At 68.5% G+C, this 17,266-nt stretch carries 18 protein-coding genes and 1 tRNA gene; 13 read left to right on the top strand and 6 right to left on the bottom strand.

Features of this window, described 5'->3' with window-relative positions; all coding sequences use genetic code 11:
- Window position 1 precedes the first annotated feature (1 nt).
- Window positions 2–178 carry a hypothetical protein gene (locus ACQHIV_RS26380; protein ID WP_427886087.1) on the bottom strand — a complete coding sequence of 59 codons (177 nt, stop codon included), beginning with the start codon at window positions 176–178 and terminating at the stop codon, window positions 2–4.
- A 49-nt stretch (window positions 179–227) separates the two neighbouring features.
- On the opposite strand from ACQHIV_RS26380, the gene ACQHIV_RS26375 reads away from it, so the two are divergent.
- The 3 genes from ACQHIV_RS26375 to ACQHIV_RS26365 all read left to right on the top strand — a co-directional run bounded on the left by ACQHIV_RS26375 (window position 228) and on the right by ACQHIV_RS26365 (window position 1,347).
- Complete coding sequence (locus tag ACQHIV_RS26375) at window positions 228–647, top strand: pyridoxamine 5'-phosphate oxidase family protein (RefSeq protein ID WP_427886086.1); 420 nt, start codon at window positions 228–230, stop codon at window positions 645–647.
- Window positions 648–677: 30 nt separating this feature from the next.
- A complete protein-coding gene (locus ACQHIV_RS26370; protein ID WP_427886084.1) occupies window positions 678–1,151 on the top strand; it encodes a YceI family protein in 474 nt (157 codons plus the stop codon).
- 120 nt (window positions 1,152–1,271) lie between these two features.
- A tRNA-Lys gene (locus ACQHIV_RS26365) sits at window positions 1,272–1,347 on the top strand.
- A 17-nt stretch (window positions 1,348–1,364) separates the two neighbouring features.
- On the opposite strand, the gene ACQHIV_RS26360 is transcribed toward ACQHIV_RS26365, so the two are convergent.
- A complete protein-coding gene (locus tag ACQHIV_RS26360; protein ID WP_427886083.1) occupies window positions 1,365–1,613 on the bottom strand; it encodes a hypothetical protein in 249 nt (82 codons plus the stop codon).
- Between the two features lie 96 nt (window positions 1,614–1,709).
- Here ACQHIV_RS26360 and ACQHIV_RS26355 point away from each other — a divergent pair, with 96 nt between their 5' ends.
- The 3 genes from ACQHIV_RS26355 to ACQHIV_RS26345 all read left to right on the top strand — a co-directional run bounded on the left by ACQHIV_RS26355 (window position 1,710) and on the right by ACQHIV_RS26345 (window position 3,381).
- Window positions 1,710–1,850, top strand: a complete 141-nt coding sequence (locus ACQHIV_RS26355; RefSeq protein ID WP_427886082.1) for a hypothetical protein — start codon at window positions 1,710–1,712, stop codon at window positions 1,848–1,850.
- A 291-nt stretch (window positions 1,851–2,141) separates the two neighbouring features.
- Complete coding sequence (locus tag ACQHIV_RS26350; RefSeq protein WP_427886080.1) at window positions 2,142–2,393, top strand: hypothetical protein; 252 nt, start codon at window positions 2,142–2,144, stop codon at window positions 2,391–2,393.
- Window positions 2,394–3,138: 745 nt separating this feature from the next.
- Entirely contained in the window at window positions 3,139–3,381 is a 243-nt protein-coding gene (locus tag ACQHIV_RS26345) for a hypothetical protein (protein WP_427886078.1), read from the top strand.
- 226 nt (window positions 3,382–3,607) lie between these two features.
- Here ACQHIV_RS26345 and ACQHIV_RS26340 read toward each other — a convergent pair whose 3' ends face one another.
- Window positions 3,608–3,886 (bottom strand): YciI family protein, encoded by a 279-nt coding sequence (locus tag ACQHIV_RS26340; protein WP_427886076.1) that lies wholly within the window; start codon window positions 3,884–3,886, stop codon window positions 3,608–3,610.
- A gap of 150 nt (window positions 3,887–4,036) precedes the next feature.
- Between ACQHIV_RS26340 and ACQHIV_RS26335 the strand changes: the two genes are divergently transcribed.
- From ACQHIV_RS26335 to ACQHIV_RS26315, 5 genes are all read left to right on the top strand, one after another.
- Complete coding sequence (locus ACQHIV_RS26335) at window positions 4,037–5,377, top strand: BTAD domain-containing putative transcriptional regulator (RefSeq protein WP_427886075.1); 1,341 nt, start codon at window positions 4,037–4,039, stop codon at window positions 5,375–5,377.
- Between the two features lie 68 nt (window positions 5,378–5,445).
- Window positions 5,446–7,740: a fibronectin type III domain-containing protein gene (locus tag ACQHIV_RS26330; protein WP_427886073.1), complete on the top strand. Its 2,295-nt coding sequence runs from the start codon at window positions 5,446–5,448 to the stop codon at window positions 7,738–7,740.
- A 5-nt stretch (window positions 7,741–7,745) separates the two neighbouring features.
- Entirely contained in the window at window positions 7,746–8,738 is a 993-nt protein-coding gene (locus ACQHIV_RS26325) for an AAA family ATPase (RefSeq protein WP_427896557.1), read from the top strand.
- Window positions 8,735–9,847: a DUF58 domain-containing protein gene (locus ACQHIV_RS26320; RefSeq protein ID WP_427886071.1), complete on the top strand. Its 1,113-nt coding sequence runs from the start codon at window positions 8,735–8,737 to the stop codon at window positions 9,845–9,847. Before ACQHIV_RS26325 ends, ACQHIV_RS26320 begins: the two co-directional genes overlap by 4 nt.
- Window positions 9,844–11,883, top strand: a complete 2,040-nt coding sequence (locus ACQHIV_RS26315; RefSeq protein WP_427886069.1) for a transglutaminaseTgpA domain-containing protein — start codon at window positions 9,844–9,846, stop codon at window positions 11,881–11,883. Before ACQHIV_RS26320 ends, ACQHIV_RS26315 begins: the two co-directional genes overlap by 4 nt.
- On the opposite strand, the gene ACQHIV_RS26310 is transcribed toward ACQHIV_RS26315, so the two are convergent.
- Window positions 11,884–13,227, bottom strand: a complete 1,344-nt coding sequence (locus ACQHIV_RS26310) for a protein kinase domain-containing protein (RefSeq protein ID WP_427886067.1) — start codon at window positions 13,225–13,227, stop codon at window positions 11,884–11,886.
- Between the two features lie 239 nt (window positions 13,228–13,466).
- Between ACQHIV_RS26310 and ACQHIV_RS26305 the strand changes: the two genes are divergently transcribed.
- The gene (locus ACQHIV_RS26305; protein WP_427886065.1) at window positions 13,467–14,021 is read left to right on the top strand and encodes a hypothetical protein; all 555 of its coding nucleotides are present in this window, start codon (window positions 13,467–13,469) and stop codon (window positions 14,019–14,021) included.
- A complete protein-coding gene (locus ACQHIV_RS26300) occupies window positions 14,018–14,467 on the top strand; it encodes a hypothetical protein (protein WP_427886064.1) in 450 nt (149 codons plus the stop codon). Before ACQHIV_RS26305 ends, ACQHIV_RS26300 begins: the two co-directional genes overlap by 4 nt.
- Here the strand turns inward: ACQHIV_RS26300 and ACQHIV_RS26295 are convergent.
- Together ACQHIV_RS26295 and ACQHIV_RS26290 are read right to left on the bottom strand one after the other, a co-directional pair.
- Window positions 14,462–16,102 carry an AAA family ATPase gene (locus tag ACQHIV_RS26295; protein ID WP_427886062.1) on the bottom strand — a complete coding sequence of 547 codons (1,641 nt, stop codon included), beginning with the start codon at window positions 16,100–16,102 and terminating at the stop codon, window positions 14,462–14,464. The two genes, ACQHIV_RS26300 and ACQHIV_RS26295, sit on opposite strands and share 6 nt — an antisense overlap.
- Window positions 16,099–17,145, bottom strand: coding sequence for a helix-turn-helix transcriptional regulator (locus ACQHIV_RS26290; RefSeq protein ID WP_427886060.1), 1,047 nt, complete (start codon window positions 17,143–17,145; stop codon window positions 16,099–16,101). Before ACQHIV_RS26290 ends, ACQHIV_RS26295 begins: the two co-directional genes overlap by 4 nt.
- Window positions 17,146–17,266 lie beyond the last annotated feature (121 nt).

The following is a 17,266-nucleotide window of genomic DNA, read 5'->3' as shown; positions in this document are numbered from 1 at the left end:
GTCAGGAATGCTGCGGTCCGTTTCCGAACCCGATGTCGTTCGCGATGTCGAAGCTCTCCGGGCCGGGATCGACCCGCGGCTGCGCCACGTCCACCCCCAGGTCGAAGCCCGCTTCGCCCTCTTCCTCGGTGAGGTCCGGCTCGTCCGCGCTGATCGGCTGCTCCTCGATGTCGCTCATGACCGAAGTATGACGCCAAACTGTCGGCGGCCGGTGCGAAGGTTCGGGGATGGGGTTCCGAACGATGGACGACAAGGAAATGGCCGAGTTCCTGGCGCAGCCGCTGGTCGCGGTCTTCGCGATCGACGACCCGGGCTGGTCGCCGCACGTGACACCGGTCTGGTTCCATCACCTGCCGGAGGGCAACCGCTTCCAGGTGATGACGCCGGCCAAGTCGAAGAAGACCCGCCTGCACCGCACCGGCACGGGCGAGCTCTCCCTCTCGATCCAGACCGCCGACGGGCCGACCGCCCGCTACGTCAACATGCAGGGCGTCGCGCGGTTCCTCCCGCTCGACCCGGCGCTCCTGCAGGCGATGGTCACGAAGTACCTCCCGCCCGAGGCACAGGCGGCGTACCTGGCGAATCCTCCCGAGGACTCGATGTTCGACATCACGCCGCGCCGCATCACGACGGGGGTGATCGGCTGACAGTCCGGCGGGCTGCTTCGTCGTACCTGCATGCCTGAATACGTTCTCGACCAGAACCGCAGCCGGATCGGGTTCGTCGCCGCGCACCGGATCGGCAGCAGGGTCCGCGGTCGCTTCGACACCTTCGAAGGCGCCCTCGACCCCGCCGCCGGCTGGGTGACCGTCCAGCTGGACAGCGTCAACACCGGCAACACCCGCCGCGACGACCAGCTCCGCAAGGACTTCTTCGGTACGGCGACGTACCCGGAAATGACCTTCGTGACGACCGAGATCACCCCGCAGGGCACCGACCGGTACGACGTCACCGGCGAACTGACCCTGCGCGGGACGACCCACCCGCTGACGGTCCCGTTCGTCCTGACCCAGACCGCCGACGAGGCCCACCTGACCGCCACCGCCAAACTCAACCGCCACACCTGGCAGGCGAACTGGAACACCTTCACCACGGCACTGGTCCACCCCGAGGTGCTGATCGACCTCGACGTAACCGCCACCCGCTACTAGGCCACCCCGAGCGAGTTCTGATCTATACCACTACCCTCTCCACCCCCCGCAATCCGTCGCCCCGCCCCCCACCAAGCATTCCCCCACCAAACCTGACACACTGTTCCCCTCACCAACTGAGGGCCTCTAGCTCAACTGGCAGAGCAGCGGACTTTTAATCCGCGGGTTGTGGGTTCGAGTCCCACGGGGCCTACCAGCGGCAGGTCAGGGCAGCTAGCTGGGGAGTGGGTTCCAGCGGAACTGTTCGTCAGGGTCGTCGCGGCGGTCCAGGATGCCTGCTCGGTGGAGGGCCAGGAGTGCGTCGTGGAGGTTGTTGCCGGCGGGGTTGTCTGTCCAGAACGTTGCTTTGCTCGCCGTGAACGTCGGAGGTAGCGGCACGCCGATGGCGCGGGCCAGGAGCCACGCTGCGACATCCCAATCGACCCATTGGCTCATTGCATCCGGAAATGGCGGATCGCTCACGGAAGGATGTTCGCACAGGGTGCGGGTGAGTTGGTGCGGAGATGCGAACGGCTGCTTGGAGCGGAGGCGGTCGCCTAGCTCTGCGACGATGGCGGCATGGCACGGGATCAGGCAGCCGGCGGGCGGGTGCTTGTCGAGGTTGGCGAGTACTCCGGGGAGTCTGCTGTTGTGATTGCGGCGACTCAGCTTCGTGCGGCGTACTCGGAGCGGCGGAAGCGGCAGATCGTCGACGAATGAGTGGAGTTCTTCGGGACGGGCCAACTGCGATCCGGTCGCTCGAGTTCACGACTCGGACACCCAAGCGGCTGTTCGAGGCATTGTCGACGCGGCACCAGTTGGTGTCGCTCCAAGTCAAGTGAGGTGGCTACGACGATCTTGCGGTTCTGGGCGGAATGTCCAAGGTGCACACACTGCGGCTCTCTGGGGCTTCCAGACCCGAGACCTGACTCATGTTGTGCGCCTCCGATGCGTGGAGACGCTTCAGATGGAGGGCTTGGTGGGTGTCGTCGATGCGGATCCTGTCGGGACATGCCGGCACTGAAGGAGCTGGAACTTGGCGGAGACTGGATCAGCCCGCGGAACGTACACCTTCGGCCGGTCGCCTTTCTCGCTCGGCTGCCTCAACTCGAGTCTCTCCTCCTCCACACTTTGATCGTCGACGATCTGGACTACACGCCGCTTCTGTCGGTGCCGAACCTGAAGAAGGTTCGCATCCGGGCTGTACGAGGGGTGACGCCGACGTACGACGAACTCAAACGTCGGCTGTCGTGGGACGGCTGACGGAGGGATGCGGGTCGAGCTAGCAGATTGTTTGGGTTGGTGTGTGGAGGTTTTGTTGCGGTTTGGGGGCGGTGTGGTGGTGGGTTTGGGGTGGGTCGAATGGTTTGTGGGGTGGGAGGGGTGGGGTTAGCGTCGGTTGGTGTTGCGTAGGGCAACGAAAATTGACGTGAGGAGCTTGTGGATGAGGGCGATCGGGCGAGTGATGGTGATGGGGGCGGCTGCGGCGGCTTTGGTTGTGGGTGGGGGGACGGCGGCTCATGCGCAGACGGAGGCTGAGCACACCACTACCTGTGCGACCGAGGATGCGTGCATCAAGTTGATGAACATCACGCGGCACAACGGGTATCAGGTGTCTGATGTCTGGTATCGGGACCCGGATACGACTTGTGCGCCGGAGTGGGGCTGTGCGTACGGGTGGCAGTTCCAGTGGTGGGATTGAGGTGAGGTGGCGGGCGGCGTCCCGGCTCGGAGGTGGGGTGCCGCCCGGCACGGTTGGGGGTGAGTTGTTTCAGGGTTGGTTCCAGGTCGGCCATGGTTCGGATGCCTAGTTGGTGGGACCAACGAGCATGGGTCTGGTCGAAGAGGGTGATCATCTCGTGGCCTCGGGGTGTGACCTGGAGGAGCGGGCGTCGGTGGGGTCGGGGGTTGTGGTGGTGTAGCCCGGTTGGGTGAGGGCTGCGATGGTTTTGGCGGCGGCCTGTTTGGAGACGCCGAGTTCGGCTGCCCGGGAAGGTGCGCCGGGCCGGTGCATCTGGGCGGGCGGGACATTGGCGGTACGGCGACGTACCGGGTGGTCGCGACGCGGCCCGAGCTTGTCGTGGGTTACACCGCGATCGAGACGACGTTGCCCGGGTTGGGGTTCGAGTTGCTGGCGGGTGCCTGGCACATCGGCGTGTTCGCGGCGGCGGGCATCCCGGAGTTGCTGCTCGCTGGGCGGGAGACGCGGTTCGTTGCGGAGTGCGCCGACTCGATGGGTTCGCGCGGGTAGGTGGGTTCGGCGGCGGGGCGGGGTTGTGCCGGTCGGGGCTCGCTGAGGCCGGCGGGTTCCGTGCGCTGGGGAAGACGGCTGTGGCGGTAGTGGCGGCGGTTCGGGGGAGTTTGCCGCGGGCACGATGCGGCTGGTCGCGACCGGCGGTGACAGCGGTGACGGCATCGGGCACACAGCGCGGTGGGAGCAGTTCGCCGCGGCGATGCTCAGTTTTGTCGGTGCCCGGTCAGGTGAGGTGTACTGAGTTCCATTCGAGGATGCGGGGGGTGGCCAGGCCCTCCAGGACGAACGGGTCGCTGGTGATGAAGCGTTCGGCGGCTTCGTGGGTGGTGAAGATGCCCATTGAGCCGGCTGTCGGGTCGGGGGGCTGGAACGGGCCCAGGGCGATCAGTCCGCCGCCGTCGGCGTGGAACTGCTCGTAGTACGCCTTGTGCCGGGGATATACCTCGAGGAGGCGCGCGCGGTCGGCTCCTTCGCGGAGGCTGTACAGGACGACATACTCCATGGGGTCAGTTTGACCCACCCGTTCGGTTTGATGGGAGCCGTGTGGGTAATTACCTTCTGTAGCTGATTGTGGTCTGTGGGTGTGGAACCGGCGTGCGGATCACTGCGTCGGAGAGGTTCGTTGAGTCCAGCGCAGTGGAGGTGTGCGGCGGTGTTGTTCCGGGTGCTGGGGCCTGTGGAGATCGATGGCACCGATGCGGTCAGCTATATCCGGGCCGACAAGCCCCGGGCGCTGCTTGCTCTGTTGTTGGTGAAGGCGAACAGCTGGGTGGGCGTTGGGGAGATCGTGGATACGGTCTGGTCCGGTAGGACGCCGCCTGTCTCGGCTGAGCGCAACATCGGTACGTACATCTGGCAGCTGCGTAGGACCCTGCCCCCGCTCGGTGTTGACGGGCAGCGGATCGAGAGTCGCTCCAAGGCGTACCGGATCCGGGTGGAGGCCGGTGAGCTCGACTCGGACCGTATGCAGACCTTGCTTGCCGCGGGTGGGGACGCTTTGACGGCAGGGGATGCGCCAACGGCGTTGAAGCACCTGGAGGCGGCCCGGTCACTCTGGCGGGGTACGCCGTACGAGGGCCTTGTCACTGACCAGCACCAGCCGGAGGTGACGCGGCTGGCTGAGCTGCACTGGTCGGTGCGGGAGCGGCTGGCGGACGCGTTGATCGGTACGACGCGGTTCGCGGACGCCGTGGCGCTGTGTAAGAGCCTGACGACCGAGGACCCGCTGCGGGAGACGAACTGGGCGCGGCTGGTGGTTGCGTACCGGGACGCGGGACGCCGGGCGGATGCGCTCGCGACGTACCAGAAGGCTCGGACCGCGCTGGTGGACGAGCTGGGGACCGAGCCGGGCCACGAGCTCCGGACACTGCAGCAGCAACTGCTCACCGACGTACCGCAGCAGCCCAAGGAGCCAGCCGGGCCATATGCGTACGTGCGGACCGTTCTGGATGCTGCTGGTGCCCTGGACGGGCCACACGCCGCGGCTGCTCGCCACTGGTTCGACACATGGCACGGCGAGGTCGCCGGAGCCGTCCGCCAGCTGCTGGCGGACGAGGACGTCACCAACGCCTGGCTGTTGATCAGCGCGCTGCACCAGTACGTCGAGATCGGTGGTGACGTCCCCAACTGGACCCCGCTGGTCGCTGTTGTCGCTGGTGCGGCCAGCTACAGCAAGGACTGGTACGGCGAGCTCATCAGCCGCAACATTCTCGGCAGCGCCCTGACCCGTGCCGGACGGATCACGGCAGCGCGGGCCGAGTTCACGGCCGCGCTGGGTATCGCCTCGGTGCACGACGACCGGGACGCCGAGGGGACCGTGCTGGTGAACCTGGCGATGGCCGAGGCGAGTGGTGGTGCGCGTCAGCAGGCTGCTGAGTACTTCCGTCGCGCGCTGCGGCTGCTGCCGGAGGGCCCGACCGCTGCGGACGCCCGCCAGGCGTTGGCCGACTTGGGTGAGCCTGAGGACCCGGCCCGCTCCACCGTGGCCTCTTGAGGTCAGCTTCCGACCTGATGTATCGCCGCTGTACCGCAGCTGGACAGAAGAAGGGCACGTTAGGCCTCATGACTCGCCTCGCCAGTGCGATCCGCCGCCCCGTCGCGTGGTGGACGGTCGCGGCCCTGGTCCTCGGGACGTTCATCGGGTACTCGGCGCTCGGCCGCGGCGCCCCGGCGGTCGCGTTCCAGCAGGCAGGGCACTGGGTCTACAACGCCACCCTCGGCGCGGTCTTCCGGGTCGACGGCGGCGGCAAGAACGTCGACGCCGAGGTCCGCGGTGTTCAGGCGGAGACCGGCAGCCAGGTCGTCCAGGGCGCCACCAACGGGTACGTCGTACGCTCCGACGGCGTGATCGTGTTCGGCAAGTCGAACCTGACCGTGAAGAACTCGGTCCGGATCGGCATCCCGGAGGAACCGATCGGTATCGAGGCCCAGGGCGGCCCCTATCTGGTCTACCGGCAGCATGGGCAGATCGTGCGGCTCGGTGACCAGCTGCAGACGATCACCGTGGGCAGTGTGGTGTCCAGCGCGATCGCTACGGCCGACGGTGCGCTGTGGCTGCGCGACTCGGACCACTTCTGCAAGCTGGCGCCCGCTGCGACGACGCTGGCCTGCGAGTTGCCCGCGCAGGGCAAGGACGCTGGTGCGCTGCTGAGCGTGGCCGGCAAGCCTGCGTTCGCCAACCTGAGTAAACGCACCCTGACTCCGCTGAGCGGTGAAAAAGCCGGCCATGCGGTGCCCTTGGACGTCTCTGGTGCGCTACCGACCACCTCTGTCGTGGCGCAGTCGGACGTCAACGGGCGCATCCCGATCCTGGCCGGCCAGCGGCTGCTGCTGGTCGACGCGGCAGGTGCCAAGGCGGCCGAGAGCATCAACCTGCCGCCGGGGCGGTACGACGCTGTCGCCGCGGCCGGTGCCTCCGTCGCCGTGGTGGACACCGACAAGCGCGTCGTACGTACGTTCGCGCCGGACGGCAAGGCGCTGCACACGCACGACCTTGGCAAGAAGAAGGGCGACCGCAAGGGCGGGCCACGGGTTACGGCAGGTCAGGACGGCCGGCTGTACATCGACGACGAGACCGGCCAGGTGGTGACCGTGGTCGACGGTGACGGCTCGGTCAGCGAGGTGGACGTGAACGGCGACGACAAGCCGGTGTCCCCGTCCGCCACCAAGCCGACCCCAACGCCGACCCCACCGACTCCCAGCAGTACGCCGACGTCGACCCCGTCGACCCCAACGCCGACGCACCGGCCGATCTTGCCGCCGGTCCCGGTGACGATCGGCAAGCCGCGTACCACCGAGACCGTGCTGCCGCCGCATCCGACCGAGCACAAGCCGAAGAAGACCGAGCCCACCCGGCCGACGACACCGCCACCGACTACCAAGCCGACCCCCAAGCCGACCCGGAAGCCCGTGCCGCCGCCAGCCGCGCCTGGTGCGCCTGGCTCGGTAACCGCCAAGCCCGGCAGCGGTAAGGCGACGGTTACGTGGACCGCCGCGCGGGCCAACGGTGCCGCGATCTCCGCGTACAAGGTGAGCTTCCGGGTCGCACCGGGCACGTACGTCGTCGGCCTGCCGGCGTCGGGCACAGCCACCGTCTCAGGCAGCTCCCGGAGCCACAGCTTCGGCCAGCTGCTCAACGGCGGCGGCTACATCTTCACTGTGCAGGCGATCAACAGCGTTGGGTCCGGACCTGCCGTGGACTCCAAGGTGATCTCGATCAACGGCCAGGCCGATCCGCCAGGCCCGCCGACGAAGGTCGCCGCGGCCGCGAAGCCGGACGGCTCGGTGGCTGTCTCCTGGAGCACACCCAACGCCGCGGACTACACGCTGAGCGGCTACACCGTGCTCGGCTCGGACGGCACGAAGCTCCAGGTGCCGACGTACCAGACCACAGCGACGTTCAACCCGCCCAAGGGCAAGGGGGTGAGCTACCAGGTGACAGCCACGAACAGTGCTGGTACCTCGGTGCGCTCCGCCGCCAGCCGCACCGTCTACCCGTACGGCCCGGCCGTTGCGCCAAGGGTGACGGCCAAACCCGGCAAGGGATCCCTCACAGTCAACTGGACCGTGCCTAACCTCAACGGCGGTCAGTTGGTGCACTACGTGGTCTCAGTGACCGGCCAGGCGGACAGGACGGTTACGACGACCAGCACGCGCTACACCGGTCTGGCCGCGGTCGGAGTGACGATCACCGTCGAGGCGATCACCCGTGAGCGCAACAACAGCAGCAGCCCAACAGCAACAGGTACTGCGGGCTCCACTATGGCGACGCCGACGGCCGGTGCTCCAGCGCTGCCTCCGGCCAGTGCGCCGGCTGGTGCCGTACGACGTACCGCACGCCGACGGAAGGACAGGTAGTGAGGATGCGGGACGGCAGCATGGAGCCGCAGCAGGCGTACGAGCTGATCGCGGCGAACGTGCAGCGGGTGATCCGCGGCAAGCCGCAGGTCGTGCGGCTGGCGGTCGCGACGCTGTTCGCCGGCGGGCACCTGCTGATCGAGGACCTGCCCGGCCTGGGCAAGACCAGCCTGGCCAGGTGTCTCGCGCGCAGCATCGGCGGCCGCTGGAGCCGGATCCAGTTCACGCCCGACCTGCTGCCGGGTGACATCACCGGCGTGGAGGTGTACGACCAGGGCCAGGGCCGGTTCGTGTTCCACCCGGGCGGCGTGTTCGCGAACGTCGTGCTCGCCGACGAGGTGAACCGCGGTACGCCGAAGACCCAGTCGGCGCTGCTCGAGGTGATGGCCGAGCGGCAGGTGACCGTGGACGCGGAGACCCACCGCGTGCCGGACCCGTTCATGGTGCTGGCCACGCAGAACCCGATCGAGATGGAGGGCACGTACCGGCTGCCCGAGGCGCAGCTGGACCGCTTCCTGCTGCGGATCGAGATCGGCTACCCGGACCACGACGCCGAGGTCGAGGTGGTCGCGCTGGACGGTGCCGGGCCGACGCCTGACGACCTCGAGCCGGTGCTCGACCCGGAGACCCTGCGCGCTGTCGTGGCCGCGGTGAAGTCGGTGTACGTCGACGAGGCGGTGATGGCGTACGCCGTCCGGCTCGCCGCGGCCACCCGTCTGCACAGTGCGGTCCGGTACGGCGCCAGCCCGCGTGGCAGCATCGCCCTGGTCCGGGCGGCCCGGGCCATCGCTGCCACGGACGGCCGCTCGTTCGTGACGCCGGACGACGTCAAGAACATCGCCCACCCCGTTCTTGCGCATCGTCTGGTGCTGACCGCGGACGCGACGCTGGCTCGGCGTACCGCGGAGAGCGTGGTGGACGACGTACTCGAAGACACCCCGGCACCCGGTAACCCCGTACGACGTGATCTCAAGCGGTCTCTTGGCGTCGTGTCATGACAACGCGGCTCACGCTGCGAGCCTGGGGAGTACTGGGCGGCTCTGTCGCCCTGTTGGTAGCGGGACAGCTGCTCGGCTATCCAATGCTGCAGGTGCTCGCCGGAGCAGGGCTGGCTGCGGTGCTGGTGAGCGTGTTGACCGTCGTACGGCGTCCGAAGGTCACAGTGGAGCGTGTGCTGTATCCGGACCGCGTCGAGTGTGGTCAGCCGGCCCTGGCGCGGCTGGTGGTGCGTAACGAGGCCACCCGGAGGCAGCCGGCGTTCGTAGCGGCTGATACGGCCGGCCAGCATCAGTCCGAGGTAGCTGTCGCCGCACTGGCACCCAACGGTGCTGCCACGTACCACTACGAGCTCCCAACCTCCCGTAGAGGCCCGGTGCCGGTAGGCCCGTTGATGCTCAGGCGGTCCGACCCCTTCGGGCTGGTGTCTTGCCGGGTGTCGATCGGTAACGCTGCAACGCTTCTCGTCCACCCGAAGCGGTACGCCGCCCGTACGGCAGCCGGCATCCGGCAGCGGCATCACTTCGAGGGCCCGGTGTCCCAGTTGCGCGGCTCGATCGATCTGCGGCGGCTGCGGGAGTACGTGCCGGGTGACGAGGTCAGACACGTGCACTGGAAGGCGTCTGCGCGCGCGGGGCGGCTGATGGTGCGGGAGTACGTCGACCCGGACCAGCCGCGGCTGCAGGTGCTGCTGGACACGCGTACGTCGGTGTTGACCGCTGACCAGTTCGACACCGCCGTCTCCGTCGCGGCCTCGATCCTGGTGGTGGCTGCGCAGTCCGGCCAGCGTCTACGCCTCACCACGCCGTGCGGTACCGACCACGACGTGCAGTCCGTCAGCGATCTGCTCGACGAGCTGGCGAGGATCGAGCAGTCGACGACCACGGCCAACCTGCTGGAGGCGTTGCCCGTCGCACGTGACGGTGGTGCGCTGGTTGTGCTCACAGGCGACGCAGCCGACCTGTCGACGGTACGGGCGAACTACCGGCCCGTCGTGTACGTCGACCTGACGCACGCGGAGGCCGCGCTGCATACGGCGGTCGGCGTATACGTCATTCACGCGGACAATGCGCAGACCGCTGTCGACGCCTGGAACGTCATACCGACATGAGCCGACGGCTACCGATCCTCGGAGTACTTGCCGCTGCTGTTGTAGCCGGCCTGCTGTTCGCGCCGCTCTTTGGTACGTCGGCTGTGCTCTGGCCGATGTTGTCGGTCGCAGTAGTCGCTTACCTGGTTGAAGAATCGATCCTGCACCGACCAGGGCTCGCTCGGTGGCGCGTACCGTTGACCCTGGTCGGTGGCGTTGTCGCGTTGCTGGCGGTCATTCCTGGTGCTGCTCGACGCCCGGTGTCCTTGTGGGAGGCCGTGACCTCTGGCTGGCGCCGTACGCTCGAGTCGACGTGGCCCGCGAGTCCTGTGCCTGATCTTGTCGCCTTCGTGCCAGTACTGGTTCTTCTTGCCTGTCTGATCGGTGCACGCGTGCTGCAACGCTCGCGGCTGTTAGCTTTGTTGCCTGCGGTAGCAGTGGCTGGGCTGTCGCAGGCCTACGTCACTGTGACCGGTTTCGACGCAGTGGTTGCCGGCTTGGCGTTAACAGCTTGCTGTGCGCTCGTCTTGTTGCAGTGGCCGGGTGATCGCGGCTCCTGGGTCCGGCTGGTTGCGGCCCTCGCGGCCATGGCAGTAGCCGCCAGCACGCTTGGTGTGGCGTTGCCGACGTCCAGTGCGGTGCACCTGCCGAAGCCGAGCCCTCCTGATTCTCCAACGGTGTTGAGCAACCCCCTGACCGAGATTGCCGAGCGACTGCACTCACCGGACACCGTGGTGTTCACAGCACGCGCCAACGGGCCCGTGGACCGCTGGCCGGTCATTGCACTCGACTCGTTCGACGGAGTGACCTGGACGGCCGCCCCGAAGTTCCAGCGCCTCGGCCGCGAGCTCCCGCTCGATTCACACGTGACGGTCCCGGTACGGCGACAGTCCGCGGACATCGCGCTGGCCGACTGGTCCTTGCCGTGGCTGCCGAGTCAGAGCCGCACCCTGTCCGTGGTTGACGACAAGCCGCTGCTGGTCGACCCGGCGTCGGGGGCATTGCTGGCCGAGCAGTCACGGCCGTCGCAGTACCGCGTCAACTGGGCCGAGCCGACGGTGGACGTGGACGAACTGGCGTCGGCAGGTGTCGACTCGGACCTGCGCAGCGGTGACGACCTGGGCGAGGTGCCAACGGGTATCGACGAGCTGTCTCGCACCATCGCCGGCGACGTCCGCCCGTCGTTCGAGCTCGCGCTGGTCCTGGAGAAGTACCTGCGGACCAACTACAAGCTCGCGACCGGCGAGAACCTCCCGACCGGCCACGGGTACGCCCAGCTCAACTACTTCCTCTTGCACAGCAAGCGCGGTACGTCGGAACAGTTCGCGGCGGCGTACGTCGTCATGGCCCGCCTGCTCGGGCTACCCGCGCGCCTGGTCGTCGGCTTCAAACAGCCGGACACACCGAGCCCGGACGGTACGTACGTGATCCGCAACCGCGACGTACTCGCCTGGCCGGAGGTCGCGGTCGCCGGTGTCGGCTGGGTACCGCTCGATCCAACGGGTACGGCGACGTCGACGACGAGCAAGGGCGGCCTGGCCGGTGCGGCGGAGAGTGTGCGGAAGAACTTGCCGTCCACGAAGGAGATCGAGCGCGAACATCAGTCCGAGCCGAACCTCCCTGCCCCGAAGACACCGGCCACGCACCACTTCCCGGGCTGGGCCGCGTTGCTGATCGCGGGAGGCGTACTGCTCGTCGTACTGCTGCTGTGGCTCGTCGGTGTCCCGCTGGCCAAGGCTGTACGTCGTCAACGCCGACGGCGGCACGGGACGCTCGGGGCGTGGGCCGAGGCCCGTGACCTGCTGCGGGACCACGGCATGCGGGTGACGCCGGCCGCGACCGCACGGGACCTGGCGCGTGACTCGGACGGAGCCGTGTCGCAGGCGATGACCTTGCTGGCCGGGTGTCTGGACCGGGCGCTGTGGTCCGGGCAGGACTCCGACCCGGACCGGGAGTTCGCGTGGTCCGCCGTACGGAAGGCCCGTCGCGGGCTGGCCGAGGGTCGGCTGTCGCAGCGGGTCAGGACGACGCTCAGTGCGCGCAGCCTGATCGGCTGATCAGCGTCCTTGGCACTGGGCGTCACGGATCGGGCGGGACTGGGACTGGCCCGGGTTGAGCCCGTCGGTGGCCTGGACCGCGAAGCAGTACTGCACCCCGGGCACCACGTTGACCCGGTACTTCGTCGCCTTGTAGACGAGCGTCGTCTTCGCCTGCTGGCCGGCCTGTGCGACCACTACCGCGTAGTTGACGTCCGACGGTCCGCTCCAGCTGAGGTCGACGTACGTGCTGTGGTCCGCGGGCGGGTTCAGCGTGATGACGAATGCCGGCGTGGACGACTGCGTCGGTGTGGGTGCGCTGATCGGTGGCTGGTCGGTCTGGCTCTTGCGGTTGGCCAGGGCGAAGCCCGTGATGAGCGCTGCGGCAAGTACTACGCCACCGGCTATCAGCAGGCGGTTGCGTCGCGGCTTTGCAGGAGCAGGCGGCTCCGGTGGTGCTGTCTGTACTTGCTGAACCGGGACAGGCGCTGGAGCGGCCACCGGCTGGCGTGGCGGTTGCGGCTGTGGCTCTGGCTGTTGTTGGGGCTGAGGCTGCGGCGCAGGAGCCGGGTTGGTTGCCGGGGGCCACGACGGCAGGTCCTTGCGTTTCAGGACTGTTGGCCGCGGGCGGATGGTCGGAGGGACCGGCGCCGGAGCAGTCGTCGGAGCGACCGAACGCGCGGCAGGCATCGGCGTTGCGGACGCCGCGAGTACACCCAGCGCGGCGGCGACCTCTGCAGCTGACCCGGGACGCTTGGCCGGGTCCTTCTCCAGCAGCCGCGCGATCAGCCCGGCGAACGAGTCCGGCAGTACGTCGAGACGCGCAGGCGGGTCGTTCAGCACCCGCAGGATGTGCTCGCCGGCGGTCTCGCCCATCCGGGCTGCGAGCGGGGGCTTGCCGCTGCCGGCGGCGTACAGCACGGCACCGAGTGCGTACAGGTCGGACGAGGCCGTCAGGGTGCCGTCGCGCAGGGTCTCTGGTGCGATGTACAGCTGGCTCGGTGAGTTCAGGGCGGCGTGGCCGGTGTGTTGACCGAGCCCTAGCGTGAGAGCGGACAGCTGGGGCCGCCCGTCCTGCTGCAGCACCACAGCACCCGGTGTGAGGCCACCGTGGACCAGTCCGGCCGCATGGATCGCGGCCAGCCCTTCTGCGAGCTGCTGACCCAGTACGGCGAGGTCCGCGGGAGAGCGGAGCTGGTCGCGTAGCTGGTCCGCCAGCGTGCCTGTGTCGACAGTGGTGATCAGGTACGGGTAGCCGTCGGTCATGCCCGGTTCCAGCACCCGTGCCACCTGCGGGTGGTCAACGCCTTGCAGGGCCTTCGCCTGCTTCGCAAAGGCGGCAGCAGTACCCGCGTCGACGCGCACGGGGTACACAAGGGCGCTGACCGTGGTCCCTTGCCGTAGGCATCGGTACACCTGCGGGATACCGGACCGGACCAGCACCACGTCCATACAGCCTGGAACGGCCGGTCCTGTGTCTGTCACGTTGTCCATCTTCTCTTGTGAACAGGTCGTTCGCCGCGACACCGGCGGCTGTGGCCACACTCTGGCCACATGCTGCAAGCCGTCCGCGCCTGTCCACCACGGCTGCCACGGTGAGTCGTATGACCACGTTGATGTTCCCGATCGGCCACTGCCTCGGGACGTACTACGCCAGCGCCACGGACAGTCATGTCCAGCAGGTGCGGCTCGGTGGCGAGATCGTGGGGCTGACCGACGACGAGTTCGCGGTCTGGTCGCTGGCCCACGGCCTGGCCGATGACCGCAGCCGCTGGGACCGCGGACGGATCCTCGAGTTGCTGGCCGGCAGCGGGTTTCCGGACAACCTCGATCAGCTGCTGGCCAGGAACCTGCTGGCAGAGGTGGACCTGGACAGCCCGGCGGACTTCGCAGCACGGCACCGGCTGCTCCCGCTGCACGTGGGCCTGGGGAACACTCCGGAGGTCACGGCCGTGTTCAGATCGGGTACGACGGAGGTCCCGCTCACGGGCATGACCCGTACGCTCTACGACCTCTGGTTGTCCGGTCACCTGTCTCCCAATCTCCTGGTGGCGTGCAAGGCCCACGACGCGGAGCTGACCGCCGTCCTGACCTCACTGCACGCGCTTCTCGCACCCAGCGCTGCATGCCTCGACCTAGCGACGGAGGAGCAGCCGTGATCTTCCCTGTCGGCCGTGGCGCCGGTCCGCGATCTGTTGACGAGTACGTCGTCCGCGTTGGCGGTACGGCGGAGGTCCTGAGCGAGTCAGAGTTCGCCGCTTGGGTACGCGCGCACCAGTCGGACTACCCCGACCAAGAACGCGTGGATGAACTGCTGCGGCGAGGGCTCTTGGTACGGGTTGACGACGTCAACACCTTCGCGCAGCAGTACAGGCTGCTACCGCTGTACATCGGGCTTGGGAACCGTCCGGACGACCCGGAGCAGTTCGCGATCGGACTGCCTGGCCTGGGGCCGCTGGCAGTTGTTCCGGCGACGACGTACGAGCTGTGGCAGTGGGGTTGGGTGGCACCGTCGCTTGGGGTGCTAGGCAGCATCGATGGCGTTCTCGAAGGGGTCTCCGCGTTGCTGGCGGACTTCGTCGCGGTGCTCGACCCGGTGTCATGAGACGGCCGCGGTCACGTCGTCCAGGCGGAGCGTACGCAGGTCGCTGACGGCCGGCATGCCGCCCAGGCGTCGCAGTCGCTGTGACTGTGCCTTGCGGACCCGGTCGAACAACCGCCGAGCATCGCGGGCGTTGCCGAAGTTGGCGGCCTGTGAGGCGACGGCGAAGTGCCGGTGCAGCAGGGGCTCGGCGCCGTCGTCCAGGTCGTACTCTTGCGCCGCGACCATTCGCTGCACGATCAGGGTGAGCTCGTCGGGGGAGTAGTTCTCGAAGTCGATGGTCTTCGAGAACCGGGACGCCAGGCCCGGGTTGGCGTCCATGAACCGGAGCATCTCGTCGCTGTAGCCGGCCACGATCACCGCCGCCTCGTCGCGGTGGTCCTCCATCAGCTTCACCAGGGTGTCGATCGCCTCCTGGCCGAAGCTGTCGTTCTCGGCACCCGCCCTGGACAGCGCGTAGGCCTCGTCGATGAACAGCACTCCACCGGTCGCACCCTCGAACACCATGGTGGTCTTCTCGGCCGTGTGCCCGAGGTACTGACCCACTAGGTCCCGCCGCGCCACCTCGTTGAACTGGCCCTTCGGCAGTACGCAGAGTGCAGCGAGCAGCTTGCCGTAGATCCGCGCCACGGTGGTTTTACCGGTGCCAGGAGCGCCCGCGAACACAAGGTGGTGGCTCAGGCTGCCGGTCGGTAGCCCTGCCCGCCGCCGCCATTCGTTGACCTGGATCTCGTCGATCAGGCTCCGTACTTCGTCCTTGACACTCGCCAGGCCGACCATCGTGTCCAGTTCCGCGAGCAAGGACTCGACGTCTGCGCCAGCAGGCTCGTCTGTGGTCACCCGGGCTTGCTCAGCACCTGTCACTGCGACCAGTTCGGGCTCGGCCAGCTCCAGCGCAGGCTCTGATGTGTTCTCCCAGCGGCAGGACACCACCTCACCACGGCAACGTCTCCCAAAGGCGACAGCCGGTCCGGCTACGTCACGGACCACGGTGTGCCGCAGTACCGCTGTGGAGTCGTACGCGATCAGGATGCCCGCTTCCGACGTACCGGAGATCGCGCAGGCGTCGATGGTCGGGCGGCCGTACTGGTAGGCGTAGACGCCGCGGCGGCCGCAGTCGACGAGCTCGCAGTCGTGCAGTACGACGGTTGCGCCGAGGCGGACGATGACGCCGTCGGCGGACACCCCGGTCACCTTGGTGTGCTCGACCTTCGCCGTACAGTCCTCCAGCACGAGCCCGTGCTCGCCGCCACTCACCTGGCAGTGCGACACCGCTACCTCGGCCGGACCGGTGACCTGGACGACCGGGCCGAAGCCGGCCGACAGGTCACACCGTTCGGCGCGTAGCGTCCCGCCGTCCAGCTGGATCGCCGGGGCGTCGCCGGCGCGGATCGTCACGTTCCGGAGGGTCAGCCGACCGCCGGACGTCCGCAGTACGGGCGCATGCGCGGCCGTGGCGTCGATGACCACGTCGTCGTCCGCGGCCAGGGTCACGGAGCGGTCGGCCAGGTCGATGGTCTCCCGGTAGACGCCGGGCGCGATCGAGACGACCGCGTCGTCGGGGGCGTCCAGTACCGCGGCCCCGATGCTCGGGTACGCCCCGGGACGGTCCGGCGACACCAGCAGGGTGCGGCTCATCGCGTACCCAGCCAGCCGCGCTCGGACGCCTTCAGCCCGGCCTGGAACCTGCTCTGTGCGCCGAGGCGGGCCATCATCTCGGACACCATCCGGCGGACGGTCCGGACGGAGACACCGAGCTGCGCGGCGGCCGAGGCGTCGGTGCCGCCGTCGCTGAGCAGCGACAGCACCTCACGCTCGCGGACGGTCAGGCCGGACGCGTCGCCCAGGCCGGTCGGCTGGCGGAGCGGGGTGGCCGCGTGCCAGACCCGTTCGAACAGCTCGGTCACCGCGCCGACAGCACTGGCCAGCCGGAGGATGCTGACCGCTCCACGACCAGTGCGGTCGGCGGGGAGCGCTACGGTCGCAGTGTCGACGATCATCGCGCACAGCGGGACCGTGGTCGCCGTACGGACCTGGGCGCCGTTCCGGGTCAGCTGTTGCAGCCTGCGCGCCAGCATGGGATCTGTGCGGGCAGCGTCCGGTACGAGGATGCGGTAGCGGACCGGTGGCGCCAGTACGCCCGTACCGAGTTCACGGAGGCCCGCGATGGGGTCGGCGAGCGCGGCCGTGGCCGGTGTACTCACCAGGACCTCACCGGAGGCCGACTTGAGCAGGCCCTCGATGGTGCGTTGGGCGGCGGCCGGGCTGCCTGCCCAGTCCAGGGCGCCGTTGCTGTCGCCCAGGGGCGCAGGGTGCCGGCGGGCGAACTCGCCGGCGATCTCCGCGGCGGCCACCCGGCTGCGTTCGAGGTCCCGGGTGACCCGGGCGAGGTCGGCCTCGCGTTCGGCGAGCAGGGCGGTCAGGCTGAGCCGCGGGTTGAGTGGCCGGACCGTGCGGCTGGAGCCGTCACCCGAGCTGTCCCGGGCCAGCAGGCCGAGCGTGGTCAGGTGCCGGATGACCTCGTGGGTGGACTCCTCGTCGAGGCCGAGCCGCTCGCCGAGTTCGGCGGCGGTCCAGGACGGCCGTTCGAGCACCGTCAGGTAGGTGCGCTCGGCGGTCGCGTCGACGCCCAGATGGGCGAGCCGCAGTCCGGTGGTGCGGACCTGCGGAGTGTTGGGCACGGCTCGCGGGTAGCGGACCGCACGGGGGTACGAAGCGCCTTCGACGGGCTCTGACTGGGACACGGGACACCTCGCTGGGATTCGGTGAGTCGGACGGACTCGATGGCGAACACCAGAACTG

The organism is Kribbella polygonati (genome assembly GCF_050320105.1).
In the GTDB taxonomy this organism is placed as follows: Bacteria; Actinomycetota; Actinomycetes; order Propionibacteriales; family Kribbellaceae; genus Kribbella.
Note: the sequence above shows the minus strand (reverse complement) of the source record. Positions and strands in the feature narration are given on the sequence as shown.